Genomic DNA, 21,960 nt, shown 5'->3' on the forward strand with positions numbered 1-21,960 from the left:
ACTTGCGGAATCCGCGTGTAAAGCAGCCTTCCTTTGTAGGGAAGCTACAAGGGGGTCCGAAAACCGCCGGTCTTAGCGCGGCGGCCAGAGGTCCGTGATCCGCACATTGGCGGCAGCGAGCAGTCCGCGCAGGGTGGAGACGGAAAGGCCGACGACGGCGTGCGGGTCGCCGTCGACCTTCCGGATAAAGGCCCCGCCCAGGCCGTCGATGGTGAAGGAACCCGCGCAGTGCAGCGGCTCACCGGTGGCGATGTAGGCGTCGATCTCTGCCGGTTCCATGTCCAGGAAGGAAACCTCGGCGGAGGCGACCGCCCCGAGCGTGGCGCCCGAGCCGCGGCCGCCGCTGCCGTCGTCGTCCGTGTCCCTGCAGTCCACCAGCCAGTGGCCCGTGTGCAGCACGCCGGCCCTGCCGCTCATCCGCAGCATCCGTTCGCGTGCGACGTCGGCGGTGTAGGGCTTGCCGTGAGCCTCGCCGTCGAACTCGAAGACGGAGTCGCAGCCAAGGACCAGCGCACCTTCCACCTCCGGCAGCGACGCGACGGCCTCGGCCTTGGCCCGGGCCAGCAGCAGCGCGGTGTCATGCGGGTCGGTGACGCCGTACCGTTCCTGGACGGCGGCTTCGTCGACGTCGGACACCAGCACGGTGTGCCGGATACCGGCCTCGGCCAGGAGCTTGGTGCGGGCGGGGGACTGGGAGGCGAGGATCAGATGGAGCACGGCTTCAGCCTAGTGGACCAGCTCGCCGGCAACCGGTGCAGCCTGGCCGCGGTTGAGCTTGGCGCCCTCCACGTCCACGTCCGGCAGGATCCGGTCCAGCCAGCGGGGCAGCCACCAGGACCTGGCGCCCAGCAGGTACATCACGGCCGGCACGATGGTCATGCGGACCACGAAGGCGTCGAACAGGACGCCGAAGGCCATGGCAAAGCCCAGCGGCCGGACCATAGTGAGGTGGCTGAAGATGAAGCCGGAGAACACGCTCACCATGATGATCGCCGCGGCTGTAACCACAGCTGCCGCGTGCCGGAAGCCCACACGGACTGCCTCCTTGGCGGATGATCCGTGCATGTAGGCCTCGCGCATCCCGGAAGCGATGAACACCTGGTAGTCCATGGCCAGACCAAACAGCACGCCAATCAGGATGATGGGCAGGAAGCTCAGCACGGCACCCGGGTTGGCCACGTCGAAGACGTTCCCCAGCCAGCCCCACTGGTACACCGCCACCACGGCGCCGAAGGCGGCGGACAGGGACAGCAGGAAGCCGCCCGTGGCCAGCAGCGGAACCACGATGGAGCGGAACACCAGCAGCAGCAGGACCAGGGAAAGCCCGACGACGATCGCCAGGTAAGGCGGCAGGGCCTCACCAAGCTTCGTGGAGACGTCCACGTTGCCGGCGGTCTGCCCGGTCAGTCCCATGGCGACGTCGTAGTCGGCCTTGATGTCGCCGTTGAGCCCGCGCAGTTCGGAAACCACCTTGACCGTACTGGCGCTGGCCGGGCCCTCCTTGGGGATGACCTGGAACACGGCGGTGCGGCGGTCTTCGCTGAGCGCCACCGGCACGGCGGCCACCACGTTGTCCACGGCGCGGAGCTTGTCCGCGATGTCGTACTGCAGCTTCTGCGCCTGGGTTGCGTCCAGGTTTGCGGGGAACTCGCCCACCGCCACGATGGGTCCGGTGACGCCTTCGCCGAAGCTGCGCGCGGTCAGGTCGTAGGCCTGGTAGGCCTCGGACTCCACGGGTTCGGAGCCGCCGTCGGGCAGGGCCAGCTGCAGCTGGGTAGCCGGCAGGGCGAGGGTGCCCAGCAGGAGGACGCCGGCAATAAGCGCCACCCACGGGTGCTTGGTGACCAAGCCGCCCCAACCGTGGGTGCTGAGTTCGCGGTCGAGCGCAAGGTCGCTGGCTTCGTGGCCCGGTTCAGCGTTGTGGGCCTCCGACTTGGCCCAGGCCCGCTTGGAGATGATGCGCCGGCCGATCAGGGACAGCATGGCGGGGGTCAGGGTGATGGCGACCAGGACCGCAACGGCCACGGTTCCGGCTGCTGAAAGGCCCATGACGGTGAGGAACGGCAGGCCGGGAACCACCAGGGCTGCGAGGGCGATGATCACCGTGAGGCCGGCGAAGACCACCGCGTTGCCGGATGTGCCGTTGGCCCGGGCCACGGACTCTTCAGGGTCCATGCCAGCCAGGAGCTGGGTCCGGTGCCGGTTGACGATGAACAGGGAGTAGTCGATGCCCACGGCGAGGCCCAGCATGAGGGCCAGCATGGGGGAGATGGAGCTCATGTCGAACAGGCCCGAGAGCGCGAACGTAATGCCGACACCCACGCCGACGCCCATGATGGCCATCAACAGCGGAAGCCCGGCGGCAATCAGCGTTCCCAGCATGAGGATGAGGACCAATGCGGCCACTGCGATGCCGACGATTTCCGCGGTACCGAAGAGGGCCGAGATGTCCTCGGTGATCTCCTTGCTCGCGAATGCCGTCACACCGGCCGAGGAGGTTTCGTGGGCGATCTGCTGCACCTGCTTGCGGACCGTTGGGGCCAGTCCGTTGATGGACGTGTTGAACTGCACCTGGGCCACGGCCGCCTTGTTGTCCTCGGAAACGAAGCGGATCGCGGAGGCTGCCTGGGCCTGGCGCTTGCCGAGTTCCAGCTTGGCCTTATTGGCCTCCAGTTCCTGGGTGCCGGCGTCGAGCTTGGCCTGCCCGGCCGCCAGCGCCGCCTTCTGCTGGCCCAGCTGGGCCTCAATCAGTGCTGCCGGCGCTCCCGCCGCGGTGAGCTGCTGCTCGGCGGCCGCAAGCTGCGCCTTGCCGGCCTCCAGCTGTGTCCGGGAGGCGTCAAGCTGGGCCTGGCCGGCGGCCAGCTGCTGTTCGCCGTCGGTGATGGCCTTGCCGGCCTGGTCCACCTGGGCCTGGGTAGCGAACGGATCCACCGTGCCGCGGACTTCGGGGAGGGTCTGGAGCTTCTTCAGTGCGTCCGTTACGGCCGCCCGGCTCTCCGCTGTGAAGCCGCCGTCGGGCGCTTCGAAGACGATGGTGGCGCTGCCGCCGGACGCCGAGGGCAGCTCCTGCTTGAGCTTGTCCGCGATCCGCTGGGTTTCGGTTCCGGGAATCTGGAAGTTGTTGGACAGGGTGCCGTGGAAGGCCGCGGCCGAACCGCCCACGGCCACCAGCACGGCAAGCCAAAGCGAGATGACAAGCCAGCGCCGGCGGTAGGAGAACTTGCCGAGGCGGTAGAGGAGGAGTGCCATGCGGGAGAGCCGATCTGATCAGGAGGAACGGGTTGCGGATGGGAAAGCAGAGGTGTTGAAGCCTGCGCCCAGCAGGGCCATGGAGTCGATGAGCAGCTGGCGGAGCTCGTCCAGCGAAGCGGGGGATAAGTCCGGGCCGCGGCGGCTGAACCAGACCTCCATGGCTGCCTTGCCGCAGGAGATGATGGAGCCGGCCAAGGCGTGGACGTACAGCTCGTCCTGTCCGCCGGGGGTACCGGCGAGGCGTTCCCGGGCGACCGTGAAGACCTGGGTCCGGCAGTAGTCCCATGCCTCGAGTTCGGGGTAGGACATCAGCGGGCTTTGCTGCGTCAGCGTGAACAGTTCCGCCAGCGGTGCTATGGCCTTGGGGTCGGCCAGGGCCACCAGTGCGGCCTGCGCCGACTCGAGCATGGGTTCCTCTGCCGGGCGGAGGCGCAGAATCTGTATGGCCTTGTCCAGGAAGCCGTGGACGATGGACGCCAGGGCGGCGTCGGTGCTGCTGAAGTAGTTGAAGAAGGTGCGGCGTGAAATGCCCGCGGCGTCGGCGATGTCCTCCACCGTAAAGTTGCCGGGGCCCTTGGAACGAAGAAGTCCCAGCGCGGCGTCCGTGATGGCCTGGCGCGTGGCTGCCTTGTTGAGCTCCCGGCGCGATGGGGTAGCCGGCTCAGCGCCTGGCGAAGAAAGGGGTATTGCCACAGCCCTTACACTACGTGCAACTTTGCACTGCATGCAAGTTGTGAGACTCCCGAGGGCTGGGGGTCCAACCGGATTCACAGGAGAACGAAAGGTTCCGAACAGCCGCTCCTGATCCTTCCCAGTGAAGCTTGGTGTGTCTCGCCAAGAGGTGTACCACCAGCAGCCGTCACGCGACGGCGAATCAGGAGACAAAAGATGAAACGCACGAAGAAGATGACCCTGGGCCTGTCAGCGGCAGCGCTGGCGCTCGGTGCCGGAATCGGCGTTGCCGGGATGGCCTCTGCCACCACTACGACGCCCACTCCCACGCCCAGCTCGAGTTCCAGCGCTTCGGCCGACGGAAGCACCGGCGCTGCCCAGGACGGGATGGGCAGGCACGGCGGCCGCGGCGGTCACGGCTTGGAGCAGGCCTCCACGCTGGCAGCGAAGCTCGGCGTGGACGAAGCCAAGGTGAAGGAAGCCCTGAAAACCTTCCGCGAGGCCAACAAGCCCAGCACGCCGCCGGCTGAGGGGCAAAAGCCGGATGCGGCTGCCCGCGAGGCTGCGCTCGCCAAGTCCCTTGCCACATCGCTGGGCATTGATGAGGCGAAGGTGACAGCGGCCCTCCAGGAGATCCGCAGCGAGGAGCAGTCCGAGCATGCCGCTGAGCTCAAGAGCCGGCTGGACAAGGCGGTCACGGACGGGAAGCTGACACAGGCCGAGGCGGACGCGGTGACCAAGGCTGTCCAGAGCGGAGTAATCGGGGGCGGCGGCCGCTAACCCAGCGTGCTGCGGAGTCCTTAACCCAAAAAGAGCGTCCCCGGGTAATCTCCCGGGGACGCTCTTCTATATCTGGTGCCCGTTACGCCTTTGCATCCTGCAGTTCGCGGGGTGCGGTGTCAGCAGTGGTGCCGTCGGTCGCGGTGGCCACGGCGTCGCTGTCGTCCACAAACGGCGTGCCGTTGCGGGGCGCGTTGTACAGCGACTCATCCAGGATGCCCTGTCGCTTGGCCACGATGGTGGGGACCAGCGCCTGGCCTGCAACGTTCACAGCGGTGCGGCCCATGTCCAGGATCGGGTCGATGGCGAGCAGGAGTCCGACGCCGGCCAGCGGCAGTCCCAGCGTGGAGAGCGTGAGGGTGAGCATCACCACGGCGCCGGTGGTGCCGGCGGTTGCCGCGGATCCGAGGACCGAGACCAGGGCGATCAGCAGGTACTGGCTGAAGTCCAGGTGGATGCCGAAGAACTGGGCCACGAAGATGGCCGACACGGCAGGGTAGATGGCCGCGCAGCCATCCATCTTGGTGGTGGCGCCCAGCGGCACGGCGAAGGAAGCGTAGGCGCGGGGGACGCCCAGGCTGCGCTCGGTCACGCGCTGGGTGAGCGGCAGGGTTCCCACGGAGGAGCGGGATACGAAGGCCAGCTGGACGGCGGGCCATACGCCGGAGAAGTACTGCCTGATGGACAGGCCGTGGCTGCGGATCAGGATGGGGTAGACCACGAACAGCACCAGGACCAGGCCTGCGTAGATGGCCACGGTGAACTTGCCGAGCGAGCCGATGGTGTCCCAGCCATAGACGGCGACGGCGTTGCCGATCAGGCCGATGGTGCCCAGCGGTGCGATGCGGATGATCCACCAAAGGACTTTCTGGATGACGGCGAGGGCCGAGGCATTCAGCTTCAGGAAGGGCTCTGCAGCCTTGCCCACCTTGAGGGCGGCGACGCCCACGGCGATGGCGATGACCAGGATCTGCAGGACGTTGAAGCTGACGGAGGTGGTGACGGCGCCGGAATCGCCGACGGTGGAGCTGGCACCCAGGCCCAGGAAGTTCTTGGGGAAGAGGCCCACGAGGAAGGCCCACCAGTCACCGGACTTGCCGGTGTACTTGGCGTCCCCGCTGATGCCGGTGTTGGCTCCGGGCTGCAGCAGGACGCCCAGGCCCATGCCGATCAGCACTGCGATCAGGGACGTGATGGCGAACCACAGCAGCGTGTTCCATGCCAGCCTGGCCGCGTTCGATACCTGGCGCAGGTTGGAGATGGAGCTGACCACGGCGGTGAAGATCAGCGGAACGACGGCGGTCTGCAGCAGGGACACGTAGCTTGAGCCGATGGTCTGCAGTGTGGCGCCGAGCGCGTTGGGGTTGGCCTTGGTGCTGCCGGTGTATTTGGCCAGCAGTCCGAGGCCGAGGCCCACGATAAGGGCGGCGATAATCTGGAAGCCGAACGAGCCCGCCCATTTGGGCAGCTGGAATCCGGTCTTCCCTGCGGGAGATGGGGTGCTTGTCTGAGTGCTCACCAGAACAAGCTAGACCCCATCCAATACCACGTCGAACCAACATTGAGAAATGTTACGTGCATGATTTGCGCCGAGATCTGGAAAAACCGCGAGAACGTAAGGCAGACAGTCGCATTTGTTACTTATTCCCAGCGCCGGTGTGCTTAACATCTCGCTGGTTCCGCGGGCAAAAGGCCCGCTGCCTTCCGGCAGCTTGCTCCCCACCGGCTCCCTAACCTCGCAAACTCGGCCAGGGAACCCTGCCGGCGTGGGCCCAGGCGTGAGGAACGAGCAGCGCGCAGAGGATGTCGCCCTTCCGCCCCTGGAGGGGCGAGCTAGGACAGCAGCGCCCGGCGAAGGGTATCGAGTCCAACGGAGCCGATGTTGAGGGCCTTGGTGTGGAACTCCTTGAGGTCGAACCCGGGCCGTGATTCCAGTTCGGTGCGGATCTGTTCCCAGAGGCGCTGGCCCACTTTGTAGGAGGGGGCCTGGCCAGGCCAGCCGAGGTAGCGGGTGAACTCGAAGTTCAGTTGGCCCTCGCTGATGGGGAGGTTTTCCTTGAGGAAGTCGTAGCCCTTGTCGGCGGTCCAGGTGCCGGAGCCCCAGCGTTCGGGGATTTCCAGTTCGAGGTGCACGCCGATGTCGAAGACCACCCGGGCTGCACGCATGCGCTGCATGTCCAGCATGCCCATGTGGTCGCCCGGGTCTTTCAGGTAACCGAGTTCCTGCATGAGCTTTTCGGCGTAGAGGGCCCAGCCTTCGCCGTGGCCGGAGGTCCAGCAGACGTTGCGACGCCACTTGTTCAGCAGTTCGCGGCGGTAGGTGGCAGTGGCCACCTGGAGGTGGTGGCCGGGGACGCCCTCGTGGTACACGGTGGTGGTTTCAGCCCAGGTGGTGAACGTGTCCTCGCCGGCGGGGACGGACCACCACATGCGGCCGGGGCGGCTGAAGTCGTCGGAGGGGCCGGTGTAGTAGATGCCGCCTTCGTCGGTGGGGGCGATCCTGCACTCGAGCTTCTTCATGACGTCCGGGATGTCGAAGTGCACGCCGGCGAGTTCGGCCACGGCTTTGTCGGAGAGGCCCTGCATCCATTCCCGCAGTGCCTCGGTGCCTTTCAGTTGGCGGGCGGGATCGTTGTTGAGGATTTCCTTGGCTTCGGAGATGGTGGCGCCTGCCTTGATGGTTGCCGCAACCTGTTCCTGCTCGGCGATGAGGCGGTCCAGTTCCTGCACGCCCCACGCGTAGGTTTCCTCCAGGTCCACCTCGGCGCCCAGGAACGAACGGGAAGCCAGGGCGTAGCGGCCCCTGCCTACGGCGTCCTTCTCGGGAGCAGCGGGGAGCAGTTCGGTGCGCAGGAATTCCGCCAGTCCGGTGTAGGCACGCCGGGCGGCGTCAGCGCCGGCGTCGAGCTTGTCCTGCAGGGCTGCGGGCAATGGCCCGGCAGAGGTGGAGGCCTGCGCCGCCAGCTTGGCGAAGAAGCCGTCTGCCGCGGCGTACTTCGCCACCTGCTCGATGACGATCCGCACCTGGCGTGCAGCTGCCACCCTGCCGGCGTCCTTGGCCAGGCGCAGGGATTCGGTGTAGCCGCTGATGGCCGCAGGCACGTTGTGCGCGCGCCCGGCAATGTGTTCCCAGTCCTGCTCGGTGTCGGTGGGCATGAGGTCGAAAATGGCCCTGATGTCCTGGGCCGGGGAGGCGATGTTGTTCAGCTCCGCGTACTCCCACCCGGAGGCGTGGATAAGGAGCTGCAGGCCCAGCCGCTCCCGCATGGCGTCCAAGGTGACGGCGTCCACGTCGTCCTCAGGCTCCAGGCCTTCCAACGCGGCCAGGGCATCACGTGCCGCCTCTGCGAAACCTGCGATGCCGGCGGGGGAGAAGTCCTGGTACTCCGTCTCATGTCCGGGCAGGCCAAGGGTGGTGGCAAACGTCGGGTTGAGCCTGATGAGGGTGTCTGTGTAGTTGTCCGCGACGGCGTCGATCCGGGTATGCGGGCGCGCGGCGGAAGAGGTGTCTGTAGTCACACCCAGAGCCTAACGGGGCAAGGTGGGCAACGTCAGCATGCCCCGCCGGGGTCGGCGCTCCTGTCAGCCCTGGCTGCGCTTCCAGGCGCCCGGCCCGGGCGTGGGGGCGAGGCGGAGCTGCTGCCGGCGCACCCAGTGGCGCACGCTGGGGCTCTTGCGGGGAGCAGGGCTCTCGCCACCCAGGGAGAGCACGACGGCGGTCAGCGCGGCCAGTTCCTCGGCGTTCGGCTGTCCTTTGACAACAGAGAGCAGGGGAGCGGCTTGGGCATCATGGGTGTCGGCTGGGCCTGCGCCCGCAGGGCTTTCAGTGGGCGTCACAGCGGGATGTTCCCGTGCTTCTTGGCGGGGAGGCTGGCCCGTTTGTCGCGCAGGGCACGCAATCCCTTGATGATCTGGATGCGGGTGTCCGAGGGGGCGATGACCGCATCCACGTAGCCGAGTTCGGCAGCCTGGTAGGGGTTGAGGAGTTCTTCCTCGTACTGGCGGATCACTTCGGCCCGGCGGGCCTCAACATCGCCGCCGTCCTGGGCGACGGCTGCCAGATCGCGCCGGTACAGGATGTTCACCGCGCCCTGCGCACCCATGACGCCGATCTGCGCCGTGGGCCAGGCCAGGTTCAGGTCCGCGCCAAGCTTCTTGGAACCCATGACAATGTAGGCGCCGCCGTAGGCCTTGCGGGTGATGACGGTGAGCTTGGGGACGGTGGCCTCGGCGTAGGCGTAGAGGAGCTTGGCCCCGCGGCGGATAATGCCCTGGAACTCCTGGTCCTTGCCGGGAAGGAACCCGGGAACGTCCACCAGGGTGATGATCGGGATGTTGAAGGCGTCGCAGTGGCGGACAAAGCGGGCGGCCTTTTCGGAGGCGGCGATGTCCAGGGTGCCGGCGAACTGCAGCGGCTGGTTGGCCACGATGCCAACGGTGTGCCCCTCCACCCGGCCGTAGCCGATCATCACGTTGGGGGCGTACAAGGCCTGCATCTCGAGGAAGTGCCCGTCGTCGACGATCTGTTCCACCACGGCGCGCATGTCGTAGGGCTGGTTGGCAGAATCCGGGACCAGCGCATCCAAGGCGAGGTCGTCGTCGTCAATTTCCAACTCCTGCTGGTGTCCCAGCACGGGCGCCTCGGACAGGTTGTTGGAGGGCAGGAAGTCCAGCAGTTCGCGCACGAACTCGATGGCGTCGGTTTCGTCCGAGGCCAGGTAGGTGGAGGTTCCGGTGGTGGCATTGTGCTGCCGCGCTCCACCCAGGGTTTCCATGTCCACGTCCTCGCCGGTGACAGTCTTGATGACGTCCGGGCCGGTGATGAACATGTGCGAGGTCTTGTCCACCATCACCACATAGTCGGTGAGGGCGGGGGAATAGGCCGCGCCGCCGGCGGAGGGGCCCATGATGAGCGAGATCTGCGGCACCACGCCGCTGGCATGGACGTTGTTGCGGAAGATGTCGGCGAACATGGCCAGCGAGGCAACGCCTTCCTGGATGCGGGCGCCGCCGCCGTCCAGGATGCCGACGACGGGGCAACCGTTCCGGAGCGCGAACTCCTGGACCTTGACGATCTTTTCGCCGTTGACCTGGCTGAGTGATCCGCCGTAGACGGTGAAGTCCTGGCTGTAGACGGCAACCAGCCGTCCATCCACGGTGCCGTAGCCGGAGACCAGGCCGTCGCCCAGCGGCTTCTTCTTCTCCATGCCGAAGGCGGTGGAGCGGTGGACAGCCAGGGCGTCGAACTCGACAAATGAGTCCTCGTCCAGCAGGAGGGCAATGCGCTCACGGGCGGTGTTCTTGCCCCGCGCGTGCTGCTTTTCGATGGCTTCGGGGCCGGAGGGCTGTTCGGCGCGCGCCTGGCGGTCGCGGAAATCGGCAATCTTCCCCGCGGTCGTTGTCAGATCGTGGCTCATCAAGTGTCTCCGGCTCTGTAGCAGGTCAATTCCGTTGGCTGGTACGTCGGGCTGCGCGGCGCTTTAAGTAGCATCCACACAAAAGACGAACCCTGCTGGCAAGTCTAGTGACGCTTTGGACGCCCACGGCTGTAGGGAACCTACAATTTTCTGCCGTTCCAGCCGCCTCCCATCAATGTTACTCACCGGTAACTTAGTTGGGCTACAGTGGTGCCATGACCCCAAGCGACGATGCTTTGCATGCTCCCGACAGCCCCTACCGGGCGGCAGGTTCCCTGGCCGGACGGACCATCCTGATTTCCGGCGGCAGCCGCGGGATCGGGCTCGCCATAGCCAAAAGGGCGGCGCGCGACGGCGCCAACATCGTGCTCCTGGCCAAGACGGGGGAGCCGCATCCCAAGCTGGAGGGTACGGTCTACACCGCTGCCGAGGAACTGGTGGCCGCGGGTGGCCAGGCTCTGCCACTGGTGGGTGACGTGCGCAGGGATGACGACGTGGCCGGCGCGGTGGATGCCGCGATGGAGCGGTTTGGCGGCATCGACGTCGTCATCAACAATGCGTCAGCCATCGACCTGTCCACTACGGACGCCGTCGACATGAAGAAGTACGACCTGATGCAGGACATCAACGTCCGCGGCACCTTCCTGCTGTCAAAACTGGCCCTGCCGGCGCTGCGGGCCTCGGAGCAGGGGCACATCCTCACGCTCTCCCCGCCGCTGAACCTGCACCCCTCCTGGGCGGGCAAACACCTCGCCTACACCATGGCCAAATACGGGATGAGCCTGACCACCCTGGGCCTCGCCGAGGAGTTGAAGGCGGACGGGATCCGGGTCAACTCCCTGTGGCCCTGCACCCTGATCGACACCGCTGCCATCCGCAACATGCCCCACGGCGAAAGCATGGTCCTGGCCGCGCGGGGCCCGCAGATCATGGCCGACGCCGCCCATGCGGTCCTCACCGGCGCCAACCTCGGTGCCGGCACGCCGCCGTCGGGCAACTTCTACACGGACGAGCAGGTCCTGGCTGCTGCCGGCGTGGCGGACTTCCGCCCCTACAGCCTGGGGGCGCCCGAGGACCAGCTGGTTCCCGACATCTTCCTGTAGCGGCGCCACCGGCGCGGTGTTCCGCTCGGTAGGATTTAGGTATGGACGACGCACACGCACCGGGCACCCCCCTGAACCGAGGGGACCTGGCCGACCAGCGCTTCCTGTCCGCCACGGGGATACCCCGGATCGATGTGGTGGACTCCACCGGTTCCACCAATGCTGACCTCCTGCGCGGTGCCACGGTGGATCCCGCGGCCTGGCCGGACCTCTCCGTCCTCACCGCCGAGTACCAGACTGCCGCCAGGGGCCGGCTGGACCGGCACTGGGAAGCTCCGCCGCTGAGTTCGGTGTCCGTCTCGATAGTCCTGCGCCCGGTCAACGCGGACGGACGGCCGCTGCCTACCCAGAGCTACTCCTGGCTCTCTTTGATCGCGGCCCTCGCGCTGCGGGAGACACTTTTGGAAACCGCCGGCATCCCGGCCGAGCTCAAATGGCCCAACGACGTCCTGGTGCGCGGCAGGAAGATCGCCGGCATCCTGGCACAGCTCGGACCGATGGCGGACGGCAACGTGCCCCCCGTCATCCTGGGCACCGGCCTGAACGTCACCCTGCGCGAAAGCGAACTTCCCGTTCCCACCGCCACCTCCGTGGCCCTCGAAGGTGCCGGCACCACAGACCGCACAGCCCTGCTGAAGAGCTACCTGTCCCACTTTGCGGTCCTTTACCGCAGTTTCTGCAATGCCGACGGCGACCCCACAGCGGGCATGGCGGGTGGGCCCTCGTTGCACAAAAGGGTGGAGGCCGTCATGGTCACGCTGGGCAAGCAGGTGCGCGCCCAGCTTCCCGGCGACCACGAAATTATTGGACACGCCTCCCGGCTGGACGACTACGGCTCGCTGCTGGTGGTGGACCGCGACGGGCGCGAGCACGTGGTGACGGCGGGAGACGTGGTGCACCTGCGGCCCTGGACAGCGCCGGACGCGCCCAACCAAGGCGGTTATGCGTAAAACCCTCGTTCCCGGGGAGCAGGTCATCGTCACAACCCGTCCGCAGCCGAGGAGGCTGGCCGGGGCTGCGGTGGCCTTCGTGCTGGCCCCGGCGCTGGCTGCCTACGCAAGCGCCTGGATCATCCGCGGCGGCGCGGCACGCCTGGCGCCAGCGATCGGCCGGCAATGGACGCCGTGGCTCGTCACCGCCTGCGTCCTCGCGGCTGCAGCGGTATGGCTGGGCTACTGCCTGCCGCGCCTGCTCCGCTGGCAGGGCACCCGCTACACCCTGACCAGCCAGCGGATGGTGGCCCGGTACGGCCTGCTGAACCGGAGGGACCAGCAGGTGAACCTCGCATCGGTCCGTAACCTGACGGTCCACGAATCGGTGCTGCAGCGATTGGTGCGCTCCGGGAATATATCCTTGGAAACCGGGTACCAGGGCGTGGTGACCTTTCGTGACGTGCCCGAGGTTGCAAGGTTCCGTGACTTTATCCTCGATGCCATCGGGGAATTGCCGGATGAAAGCGGGGCCCAGCCGGGCGGCGCCACGTATTACCCCGCCGGTGCGTTTCCGGAGGATATGAGAGAAGGTGGACGGGATGACCGATGAGGACCAGCAGGAACGCGTCGACAGCATCGCACCCGGCACCGCCGGCTTTGATCCTGCCCCTTTTGGATCCGCCGCTTTTCGGCCTGCCGCTTCTGATACCGGCGCGGACTCCTCCGCCGACCCGTCGGGGTCCGAAACCTTTTCCGACCCCGTGATGCCCGCCGTCGACCGGCACCCGCCCACCGGCGCGATGTCCGCCGAGCGCCTTGCCATGAAGGCCCTCGAGGCCCGCCTCCTGGGCGGGGAACGCAAGCTGCGCCGTCGTGAAGTTGCGGCCGGCGCCGGCCTTTCACTCCTCTCGGCCCGCAAACTCTGGCGCGCCCTGGGCTTCCCGAATCTCGGCGACGAGGACGTTGCCTTCACCGAGCGCGACCAAGCGGCCCTGTCCACCGTGGTGGACCTGGTCCGCACCGGCAAGCTGACCGAGGAAGCGGCCATCTCGATCACCCGCTCGATCGGGCAGATGACCGACCGCATGGTGGTCTGGCAGATCGAGGCCCTGGTTGAGGACATGGTCCACGAGCAGGGCGTCACGGATGCCGTGGCCCGAAAACGGCTGGTCAATGAGCTCCCCGCGTTGGTTGACCCGCTCGAGGAAGTCCTGGTGTACTCCTGGCGCCGACAGCTCAACGCCGCCGTCCAGCGTCTCGCCCTCCGGGCTGAAGCAGGCTTACAGGCGAGCGAAGAAGGCCGGGAAGGCGACGAGGATGACGCGCCGCTGCCCCTGGCCCGCGCCGTGGGTTTCGCGGACCTGGTTTCTTACACCAGCCTGTCCCGCCGGATGAACGAAAAGACACTCGCACGGCTGGTCCAGCGCTTTGAAAACAAGTGCGCCGAGATCATCTCCGTGGGCGGCGGACGGCTGGTCAAGACAGTGGGCGATGAAGTCCTCTATATCGCCGAAACCCCTGCGGCCGGCGCCGAGATTTCCCTGGCGCTCGCCGAGGCCTTCACCGAGGATGAGATTCTCCCGGAAGCCCGGGTGGCCATGGTGTGGGGCAGGATCCTGTCCCGCCTCGGTGACATTTATGGTCCCACCGTCAACCTCGCAGCACGCTTGACTACCCTCGCCGATCCCGGCACCGTCCTGGTGGACTCCATGACCGCCTCTGCCCTGGAGCACGATGAGCGCTTCGTCCTGATCCCGCAGGACCCCGAAAACGTCCGCGGGTTCGGCGAGATCAACCCGGTACGCCTCACGCGCGGCCGCGGCAAGGGCTTGGTGTTGGACTAAGCCCTGGTGAATCCGGGGCGCGGCGTCTTGGTTCCGGCGTCCTTGTCACTGTTTATCCACTTGTTGGTGAATTAGCGGTACTGTTGTGCTGCCCGGCGTCCATGGAAGCCGGGTCCGGCTGTGAGCCAGAAATCTGGGGGAGATTCTACGAATGAAACGCCGCGGACAAACGCGCGCCCAAAGCACTGCTGCCGGCCTGCCCAAGCGCCGGTTTTCGCGCCCCCGGTGGTTCCCTGGTACTGCGTTTGGTGCTGTGGTGGCTGTTGTGGTGACGGGTGCTGTGTTGTATCCGGGGTTTAAGACCACTGAGGTGGAGTTGAATGACGGTGGCGTGTGGGTGGTGTCGAAGTCGAAGAATGCTGTGGGGCGGTTGAATTATCCGTCGCGGGTGTTGGATGGGGCGGTGACGCCGGCGTCGACGACGTTTGATGTGTTGCAGCATGCCGGTGAGGTGTTTGTTGATGATGAGACTGGTTCGACGTTGAATCAGGTGTCGCCGGCGAATATGCGTCTTGGTGGGGATAAGCAGTTGCCGGGGGCGGCTGATGTGAGTTTTGGTGCGCGGACGATTTCGGTGACGGATGCTGCGTCGGGGAAGGTGTGGGCGGTGTCGCCGTCCACGGTGAATGGTTTTGATAAGGAAGCGTCCGAGCCGGTGATGGTGGGTTCGGAGGGGATTGTGTCGGCGGTGGGTGCCGATGACCGGATTTATTCTGCGGATCCGAAGACCGGGATGGTGACGGTGACGGGGGTGGATGCCAGTGGGGCGGTGACGTCGTCGGAGTCCAGTGCCTGGGATGGTCTTAAGGGTGCGGGGGATTTGCAGATGACGGTGGTGGGGGACCGGCCGGTGGTGTTGGATGCTGCGGCGGGGAACCTGTTTTTGCCTGGTGGTAAGAAGTTGGCGTTGGAGAATGCGCGGGAGGCGAGGCTGCAGCAGGCCGGGCCGGGCAGTGATGTTGTGGCGGTGGCGACGCGGTCGGCGTTGTTGGAGCAGCCGTTGGGTGGGGGGACTGCGAGGACGGTGACCTTCGATGGTGAGGGTGTTCCGGCTGCTCCGGTGCAGTTGGGTGGTTGTGTGCATGCGGCGTGGTCGGGGGCGAATAAGTATGTCCGGGATTGCGTCAATGATGGGGACGATAAGAAGGTGGACGTGCCTAAGGCGAGTGCGTCGCCGTCGTATGTTTTCCGGGTGAACCGGGATCTGGTGGTCCTCAATGATGTGAATTCGGGCAATGTGTGGCTGGTGAACCAGAACATGCAGCTGGTCAACAACTGGGACGACGTCATCCCGCCCAAGGAAACCTCCGATGACGCGGACAAGGACTCCGCCGACGAAGTCCAGCAGACGGTCCTGCCGGACCGCACCAAACCCAACAATGCCCCGGTGGCCAAACCGGACCAATTCGGCATCCGTGCCGGCAAGACAACCATCCTGCCGGTGCTGGACAACGACTCCGACCCCGACGGCGACGTCCTCACCGTCGGCACCCCGGAAGGGGTGAAGGCGGGTGCCGTGTCGCCCATCTACGGCTCGACAGGCCTGCAGATCGCCGTACCCGCTGACAAAACAGGCAGCGAGACCTTCAAGTACACGGTGGACGACGGCCGGGGCCTTTCCGCGTCGGCGGACATCACCCTCAACATTGTCCCGCCCGGCACCAACACGGCGCCGCGGCAGAAACCGAACCGGAACACCACGCTGGTGGTCCAATCGGGCAAGGCCGTCACGCAAAATATCCTTCCGGACTGGATGGACCCTGACGGCGACGACCTGTTCGCCGTCTCCGTGTCCAGCAGCGACCCCCTGGACCAGGCCCGCATCCGCCCCGACGGCCAGCTCACCTTCCAGGATTCCGGCTCCGGTCCCGGCCGGAAGGTCCTGACCGTTTCGGTCTCGGACGGACAATCCACAGCGGAGGGGAAGATCACTGTGGATGTCAGGAGCCCCGGCGCCCTGCCGCCCATCGCCAACGCCGACCACGTGGTGGCAGTAGCAGGCAGCGACACCGTCATCACGCCGCTGAAGAACGATTCGGACCCCCAGGGTGGGACCCTGCGGCTGGCGCAGGCCAGCCCCGACGCTGAATCCACTGCCACCCTCAACCCGGACCAGCAGACCTTCACCTTCAACTCCCGCACCCTCGGGGCGCACTACGTCAGCTACCTGGCGACCAACGGTCCCGCCAGCGCACAGCAATTGGTGCGCGTGGATGTGGTGCCGGGCACCGACGAGGGAGCGCCCGTTGCCGTCCGCGATACCGCACTGCTGCCCACCGGCGGCGACGTCCTGGTAGACGTCCTTGGCAACGACTTCGACCCGTCGGGCGGGGTCCTGGTGGTGCAATCCGTGACCGCCGACGCTGGACTGCCGGTGAGCGTCGCGGTGCTTGACCACTCCGTGGTGAGGATCACCGACATCCGCGCCGAAGGCCAATTGACCGTGCGGTACACCGTGTCCAACGGCCGCTCCTCCGCCATCGGCGAGATTGCCGTGCTGATGGTCCCTGCCCCGGCCAAGCTCCAGGCACCCCAGGCAAAGCCGGACGAGGCCACGGTCCGGATCAACGACGTCGTCACCATCCCTGTCCTGGCCAACGATTCCGACCCCAACGGCTCCAAGCTCACCCTGCTGCCCGATCTTGCCCAGCAGCCTGACGCTGCCGACGGGCGCATGTTCGTGGCGGGCGACCAGCTACGGTTCATCGCCGGGCCCGAGGCAAAAACCGTCTATGCCATCTACAAGGTGCAGAACGCATCCGGGCAGGTGGACTCCCAGCAGGTCACCATCCGCATCCGCGCCCGCGACGATGACCGGAACACCCGGCCCGAGCCGCGCAACCTGACCGCCCGCGTCGTGGCAGGAATGACGGTCAAAGTACCCGTGCCCCTGGACGGCATCGACGCCGACGGCGACTCCGTCCAGCTCATCGGCATCGACAAGGCACCGGCCATGGGAACAGCCGTGGTGCGGGACGGCTACCTGGAATTCACCGCCGCGGGCGATGCTGCGGGCACCGACAGCTTCACCTACCGGGTCCGCGACCGGATCGGTGCCGAGAACACCGGCACCGTCATTGTCGGCATCGCCCCGCTGGAAGCCAACAACCAGAGACCCATTGCCGTGGACGACGCCGTCGACGTCCGGCCCGGCCGCAAAGTGGCCGTGGAGGCCCTGGCCAATGATTCAGACCCCGACGGCGATCCCCTCAGCCTGGTTTCCGACGGTTTCGAGGCCGCACCCGAACTTCAGGTCGAGGCAACGGACGGCGCCAAGGTGCTTTTCACCGCTCCCGCGGCCGCCGGCAACGAAAGCATCAGCTACCGCATCCAGGACGACAAGAAGGCCTCCGCCAGTGCGGTGATCCGCATCCGGACCAGCCCGGACGCGGAGCTCAAACGGCCCGTGGCCAAGGATGACCGGGTCACGGTGGCCGAAACCCTTGGCAAGACCGCAGTGGATGTACCCGTCCTGAAGAACGACTCCGATGCCGACGGCGTGGCCGCAGACCTTAATATCAGCCTGCCCGACGGCAACCCCAATGCCCGCGTGGGCGGCTCCGGCAACCTCGTGGTGACGCTGACCGCGGAGGACCAGCTGATCCCCTACACCGTGACCGACGTGGACGGCCTCACCTCCACGGCCCTCATGTGGATCCCCGGCCAGGGTGCGCAGTACCCCACCCTGGCCAAAACGGAGCCGGTCGAAGTCATGTCCGGCAAGGACATCACCCTGGACCTCGCCGAATACGTCCGGGTCCGCAACGGCCGCACCGCCAGGGTCACCGTGGCTGATTCGGTGCGGGTCCAGGGCGGATCGCCGGAGGGCGTCATCCAGTCCGACGGCAAGGCCCTGCGTTACACCGCGAAAGCCGATTATGTGGGCCCCGGCTCCATCACGTTCGAGGTGACGGACGGCTCCGGACCGGACGATGGCGATGGCCTGAAAGCCACGCTGGTAATCATGACCAAGGTGATCCCGGACCCCAACGCCAACCACCCGCCCACCTTCAGCGGCACTTCGGTGGACGTTCCGAAAGCCGAACAGGCAACGGTTGACCTGGCCGGGCTGGCCAAGGATGTGGATGAACGGGACAAGGACAACCTCCGCTTCGAACTGGACGGGACGCTTCCGGCCGGGTTCAAGGCAAAGGTCGACGGCGCCACGCTCGCCATCACTGCCGACGGTTCCCTTGGGATCGGCGTCACTGGAAATATCCAGGTGAAGGTCACCGACGGCAGGTCACCCGCCGTGGGCGCCACCATCACCGCCCGCCACGTCGCCTCCAACCGGCCCCTGCCCGTGGCCAACGATGACGTGGTGGACAAAGCCAACGCGGGGAAGACGGAACAGGTCAACGTCCTGGCCAACGACTTCAATCCGTTCCCGGACACACCCCTGCGGATCATTGGCGCCACCGTGGAGACCGGAGCCGCGGCCGGACAGCCGGCGGTGGCAGGCGACAGCATCACCGTTACCCCGGCTGACGGGGACAAGGGCGTCATGGTGGTCCGCTACACCGTGGGGGACAAAACGGGCGACCTGTCACGCCAGGTCGACGGGCGCCTGCGGCTCACCGTCCGCGGCAAGCCCGATGCGCCTTCGGCGCCCAGCGCCACTGACGTCCGCAGCCGCACCGCCGTGCTCAAGTGGGCGCCGCCCTCGGACAACGGCGCCCCCATCACCGGGTACACGGTCCGCTCGAACAACGGTTTCGAACAGAAGTGCCCCACCACCACCTGCACGTTGAGCGGACTCACCAACAACGTGAAGTACGTGTTCACGGTGCTGGCCACCAACGAGGTGGGGGATTCCGCTGCTTCCCCGCAGTCCAACGAAATCCGGCCTGACGAAAAGCCGTCCCCGCCGGAGGCGCCCACGGTCAAGGCCGGAGACAAGACCATGGCCATCACCTGGCCCGCTGCCAAGACAGAGGGCTCGCCGGTGAAGCACTACAACCTGGAGATTTCACCGCCGCCGGCCAGTGGGGTTGCCGTCAAGAACGAGGTAGCCGGGCTGAACTACACCTGGACCGGCCTCACCAACGGTGTGAAGTACAAAGTGCGCGCGCAGGCTGTCAACGAACTCGGCCCGTCCGACTGGGGGACCTACTCCGCAGAAGACAACCCGGCCGGCCTGCCCGCCGCACCTGCCGCACCGTCGTCCGCCGTCGCATCCTCCGTGGGCACCCAGAACCAGCTGCGGGCCACCTGGGCCGAACCCAACACCAATGGCGACCCCATCAGCACCTACTACGTCACCATGAGTGGCGGAAACGCCGCGGACCAGACGCAGGCCGTGCCAGGCAACGTCCGTACCGCCAACTTCACCGCCAACAACTCCGAGGCCGCTTATACCTTCACCGTGCAGGCGGAGAACAAGGCCGGCAAGGGCGCAGTCAGTCCGCAGTCGGCGCCCCGTCGCGCCACCGGCAAGCTCTCCACTGTCTCCGGAGTGACCGCCACGCCGGCGAATACCGGGGGAGCAGGACGTGCGGTGACCGTGGACTTCCGCAAACTGACCGCGGCGGAACGCAACGGCTCTGCCGAGAACGAGGTCAGTTACACCTACAACGCCAGCAATGGCGCCCGCGGGCCCATTACGCCAGGGCAGATCATCAGCGGTTTCAGCAATGGAACCGCCGTCAGCATCACCGTGATCGCCAACTCCACGGTGGCACCGAGCTCGGACAGCAGCGCACCCGCCACCACCACGCCCTACGGATCCCCGGGCACGCCCTCGGCTTCCGGACAGGACGGGGCCGTCAACCAGAAGTCGGCAACCCTCAACTGGTCCTCACCGTCCACCAGCACCAATGATGTGGCGCAGACCAAGATCAGGATCAACAACGGCGGGTGGGAGAACGTGGCCGCCTCCGGCAGCAGGACGGTCAACACGGCCAACTTCGGCGACACCGTCACCATCGCAGTCCAGACCTTCAACTCCATGGGTACCGGCAGCGCAGTGGCCACGGCCAGCGCCAACGCGGGCAAACAGGGGCTCTGGGAAACCAGGATCAAGACCTCCGACCCCAACTTCGTCCGGAGCTGCACGTTCACGCTGGGCGGGTCCAACTACCGGCCAAGTCCCTACTTCGACTGTGACGGCGTCAACGCCGACAGCCCGCCGTGGTTCTACAAGGCTGACCAGGACCGCATCATGGTGGCGTGCTACATCGACCAAAGCGACAACTGGTCCGGCAACGGCATCGTCCGTTGGTGGCGGGTGGAATCCGGTTCGGCACGCAACGTTGGCCGCTACGTCATCGCCGGACACACCACGCTGGCCGATCCCGCCGCGCTTGGGGCACCGCATTGCTAGGCCCCATGCCCGGTGGCGGCCCGGGCAGATGTCCCGGGACTGTCGGAATAACGGTGGATCCGCGGTTGGCCTGACACGCCGGGTGTTGCCTGGCGGGGAGGACTGATCATGAGCGGAACCATGGATCCCATGGCGACTGATTTGGATCAGCAAGAGTTAGCGCAGCAGTTCCTGGCCCAGGCGAGGGAGCAGGGCATCGACCTCGTCGGGCCTGACGGGCTGTTGAACCGGTTGACGAAGAACGTCCTGGAGACCGCTCTGGAAGCGGAAATGGACGAACACCTCGGCTACGAAAAACACGACGTGTCCGGGCGCGGGAGCGGGAACTCCCGCAACGGCACCCGCACGAAAACCGTGCTGACCGAGATCGGGCCCGTGGAGATCGACGTGCCGCGCGACACCGGCTCCACGTTCGATCCGCAGATCGTGAAAAAGCGGCAGCGCCGGCTGACCGGTGTTGACGAGATTGTGTTGTCACTGAGCGCGAAAGGGCTCACGACCGGGGAGATCGCGGCGCACTTCGCCGAGGTGTTTGGCGCCAGGGTCTCCAAGGACACCATCTCGCGGATCACGGAGAAGGTCATCGGGGAGATGACCGAGTGGCAGAACCGGCCCCTGGACCGGGTCTACCCGGTGATGTTCATCGACGCGATCCACGTCAAGGTCAGAGACGGGCAGGTCACCAACCGGCCGGTCTACGTCGCGATCGGCGTCACCCTCAACGGTGAACGCGACATCCTCGGGCTATGGGCCGGGGACGGCGGCGAAGGGGCCAAGTTCTGGCTCTCTGTGCTGACCGAAATCAAGAACCGCGGTGTCGAGGACGTCTGCATCACGGTCTGTGACGGGCTCAAGGGCCTGCCCGAGGCCATCACTACCGTCTGGGCCCTGGCGGTGGTCCAAACCTGCATCGTGCACCTGGTCCGCAACACCTTCCGGTATGCCGCCCGGCAATACTGGGACGAAATGTCCAGGGACCTCCGCCCGGTCTACACAGCACCCTCCGAGGCCGCGGCGAAGGAACGCTTCGTCGAGTTCTCCGGCAAATGGGGCAAGCAGTACCCGGCGATCATCCGGCTGTGGGAGAACGCCTGGAGCGAGTTCGTGCCATTCCTGGACTACGACGTCGAAATCCGGCGGGTCATCTGCAGCACCAACGCCATCGAATCCCTCAACGCCCGCTACCGGCGCGCGGTCAGGGCCCGGGGCCACTTCCCCACAGAGCAGGCGGCCCTGAAATGCCTCTACCTCGCCACCCGGGCACTAGACCCCACGGGCAAAGGCAGGGCACGATGGGCCACACGATGGAAGCCGGCGCTCAACGCCTTCGCCATCAGCTTCGACGGAAGAATCAACTAAATGCCAACCGTGGATCCACCGAAAATCGGACAGTCCCGATGTCCCCATCGCGGGTTTTGCGCGGGTTCGGTACTCTGTCCCGGGGGAAAGCAAGCCTGCTGCCTGTCCTGCGAACAGGCCGCCATTCGGCTACATAATCTGAGGGAAAAGTAACGCTGGGGACTATCTCATTAACGGTGTATCCGGCGGTTTCCTTTAGTAGTTTTCAGCTGCCGGGAATCGGTCGCTGAAGGTGATGGCGAAGGCGTTCAAAGCGGGCTTCCAACGCACGGCCCATCG

At 66.3% G+C, this 21,960-nt stretch carries 15 protein-coding genes; 7 read left to right on the top strand and 8 right to left on the bottom strand.

The window, feature by feature from the left end; genetic code table 11:
* Window positions 1–72: 72 nt before the first annotated feature.
* From ACETK3_RS19030 to ACETK3_RS19040, 3 genes are read right to left on the bottom strand one after another with little or no spacing between them, the layout of a single operon-like run.
* The gene (locus ACETK3_RS19030) at window positions 73–717 is read right to left on the bottom strand and encodes a nucleoside triphosphate pyrophosphatase (RefSeq protein ID WP_373993371.1); all 645 of its coding nucleotides are present in this window, start codon (window positions 715–717) and stop codon (window positions 73–75) included.
* A gap of 9 nt (window positions 718–726) precedes the next feature.
* Window positions 727–3,249, bottom strand: a complete 2,523-nt coding sequence (locus tag ACETK3_RS19035; RefSeq protein WP_373993372.1) for an MMPL family transporter — start codon at window positions 3,247–3,249, stop codon at window positions 727–729.
* Window positions 3,250–3,267: 18 nt separating this feature from the next.
* Entirely contained in the window at window positions 3,268–3,978 is a 711-nt protein-coding gene (locus ACETK3_RS19040; RefSeq protein ID WP_373993373.1) for a TetR/AcrR family transcriptional regulator, read from the bottom strand.
* 162 nt (window positions 3,979–4,140) lie between these two features.
* Between ACETK3_RS19040 and ACETK3_RS19045 the strand changes: the two genes are divergently transcribed.
* Window positions 4,141–4,704 (top strand): hypothetical protein, encoded by a 564-nt coding sequence (locus tag ACETK3_RS19045; protein ID WP_236801774.1) that lies wholly within the window; start codon window positions 4,141–4,143, stop codon window positions 4,702–4,704.
* Between the two features lie 82 nt (window positions 4,705–4,786).
* Here ACETK3_RS19045 and ACETK3_RS19050 read toward each other — a convergent pair whose 3' ends face one another.
* The 4 genes from ACETK3_RS19050 to ACETK3_RS19065 all read right to left on the bottom strand — a co-directional run bounded on the left by ACETK3_RS19050 (window position 4,787) and on the right by ACETK3_RS19065 (window position 10,121).
* Window positions 4,787–6,223, bottom strand: a complete 1,437-nt coding sequence (locus ACETK3_RS19050) for a dicarboxylate/amino acid:cation symporter (protein ID WP_237430156.1) — start codon at window positions 6,221–6,223, stop codon at window positions 4,787–4,789.
* A 314-nt stretch (window positions 6,224–6,537) separates the two neighbouring features.
* Window positions 6,538–8,223, bottom strand: a complete 1,686-nt coding sequence (locus ACETK3_RS19055) for a DUF885 domain-containing protein (RefSeq protein WP_236801776.1) — start codon at window positions 8,221–8,223, stop codon at window positions 6,538–6,540.
* A gap of 63 nt (window positions 8,224–8,286) precedes the next feature.
* Window positions 8,287–8,541 (bottom strand): acyl-CoA carboxylase subunit epsilon, encoded by a 255-nt coding sequence (locus ACETK3_RS19060; protein WP_236801777.1) that lies wholly within the window; start codon window positions 8,539–8,541, stop codon window positions 8,287–8,289.
* The gene (locus ACETK3_RS19065) at window positions 8,538–10,121 is read right to left on the bottom strand and encodes an acyl-CoA carboxylase subunit beta (protein ID WP_236801778.1); all 1,584 of its coding nucleotides are present in this window, start codon (window positions 10,119–10,121) and stop codon (window positions 8,538–8,540) included. Before ACETK3_RS19065 ends, ACETK3_RS19060 begins: the two co-directional genes overlap by 4 nt.
* Before the next feature lie 215 nt (window positions 10,122–10,336).
* Here ACETK3_RS19065 and ACETK3_RS19070 point away from each other — a divergent pair, with 215 nt between their 5' ends.
* The 4 genes from ACETK3_RS19070 to ACETK3_RS19085 are packed head-to-tail and all read left to right on the top strand — an operon-like array spanning window position 10,337 to window position 14,000.
* Window positions 10,337–11,224, top strand: coding sequence for an NAD(P)-dependent oxidoreductase (locus ACETK3_RS19070; RefSeq protein WP_236801779.1), 888 nt, complete (start codon window positions 10,337–10,339; stop codon window positions 11,222–11,224).
* Between the two features lie 41 nt (window positions 11,225–11,265).
* Window positions 11,266–12,174, top strand: a complete 909-nt coding sequence (locus ACETK3_RS19075; protein WP_236801780.1) for a biotin--[acetyl-CoA-carboxylase] ligase — start codon at window positions 11,266–11,268, stop codon at window positions 12,172–12,174.
* Window positions 12,167–12,766 carry a PH domain-containing protein gene (locus ACETK3_RS19080; RefSeq protein WP_236801781.1) on the top strand — a complete coding sequence of 200 codons (600 nt, stop codon included), beginning with the start codon at window positions 12,167–12,169 and terminating at the stop codon, window positions 12,764–12,766. Before ACETK3_RS19075 ends, ACETK3_RS19080 begins: the two co-directional genes overlap by 8 nt.
* Window positions 12,756–14,000 carry an adenylate/guanylate cyclase domain-containing protein gene (locus ACETK3_RS19085; protein WP_373462197.1) on the top strand — a complete coding sequence of 415 codons (1,245 nt, stop codon included), beginning with the start codon at window positions 12,756–12,758 and terminating at the stop codon, window positions 13,998–14,000. The genes ACETK3_RS19080 and ACETK3_RS19085 overlap by 11 nt, the downstream gene beginning before the upstream one ends.
* A gap of 708 nt (window positions 14,001–14,708) precedes the next feature.
* On the opposite strand, the gene ACETK3_RS19090 is transcribed toward ACETK3_RS19085, so the two are convergent.
* Complete coding sequence (locus tag ACETK3_RS19090; protein WP_373993374.1) at window positions 14,709–15,128, bottom strand: hypothetical protein; 420 nt, start codon at window positions 15,126–15,128, stop codon at window positions 14,709–14,711.
* Between the two features lie 25 nt (window positions 15,129–15,153).
* Here ACETK3_RS19090 and ACETK3_RS19095 point away from each other — a divergent pair, with 25 nt between their 5' ends.
* On the top strand, window positions 15,154–20,322 hold the full coding sequence (locus tag ACETK3_RS19095) for an Ig-like domain-containing protein (protein ID WP_373993375.1): 5,169 nt from the start codon (window positions 15,154–15,156) through the stop codon (window positions 20,320–20,322).
* A 120-nt stretch (window positions 20,323–20,442) separates the two neighbouring features.
* Complete coding sequence (locus ACETK3_RS19100; RefSeq protein ID WP_373993376.1) at window positions 20,443–21,681, top strand: IS256 family transposase; 1,239 nt, start codon at window positions 20,443–20,445, stop codon at window positions 21,679–21,681.
* The last annotated feature ends 279 nt before the right edge of the window (window positions 21,682–21,960 follow it).

The organism is Arthrobacter sp. E44 (assembly GCF_041877125.1).
Lineage (GTDB): Bacteria > Actinomycetota > Actinomycetes > Actinomycetales > Micrococcaceae > Arthrobacter.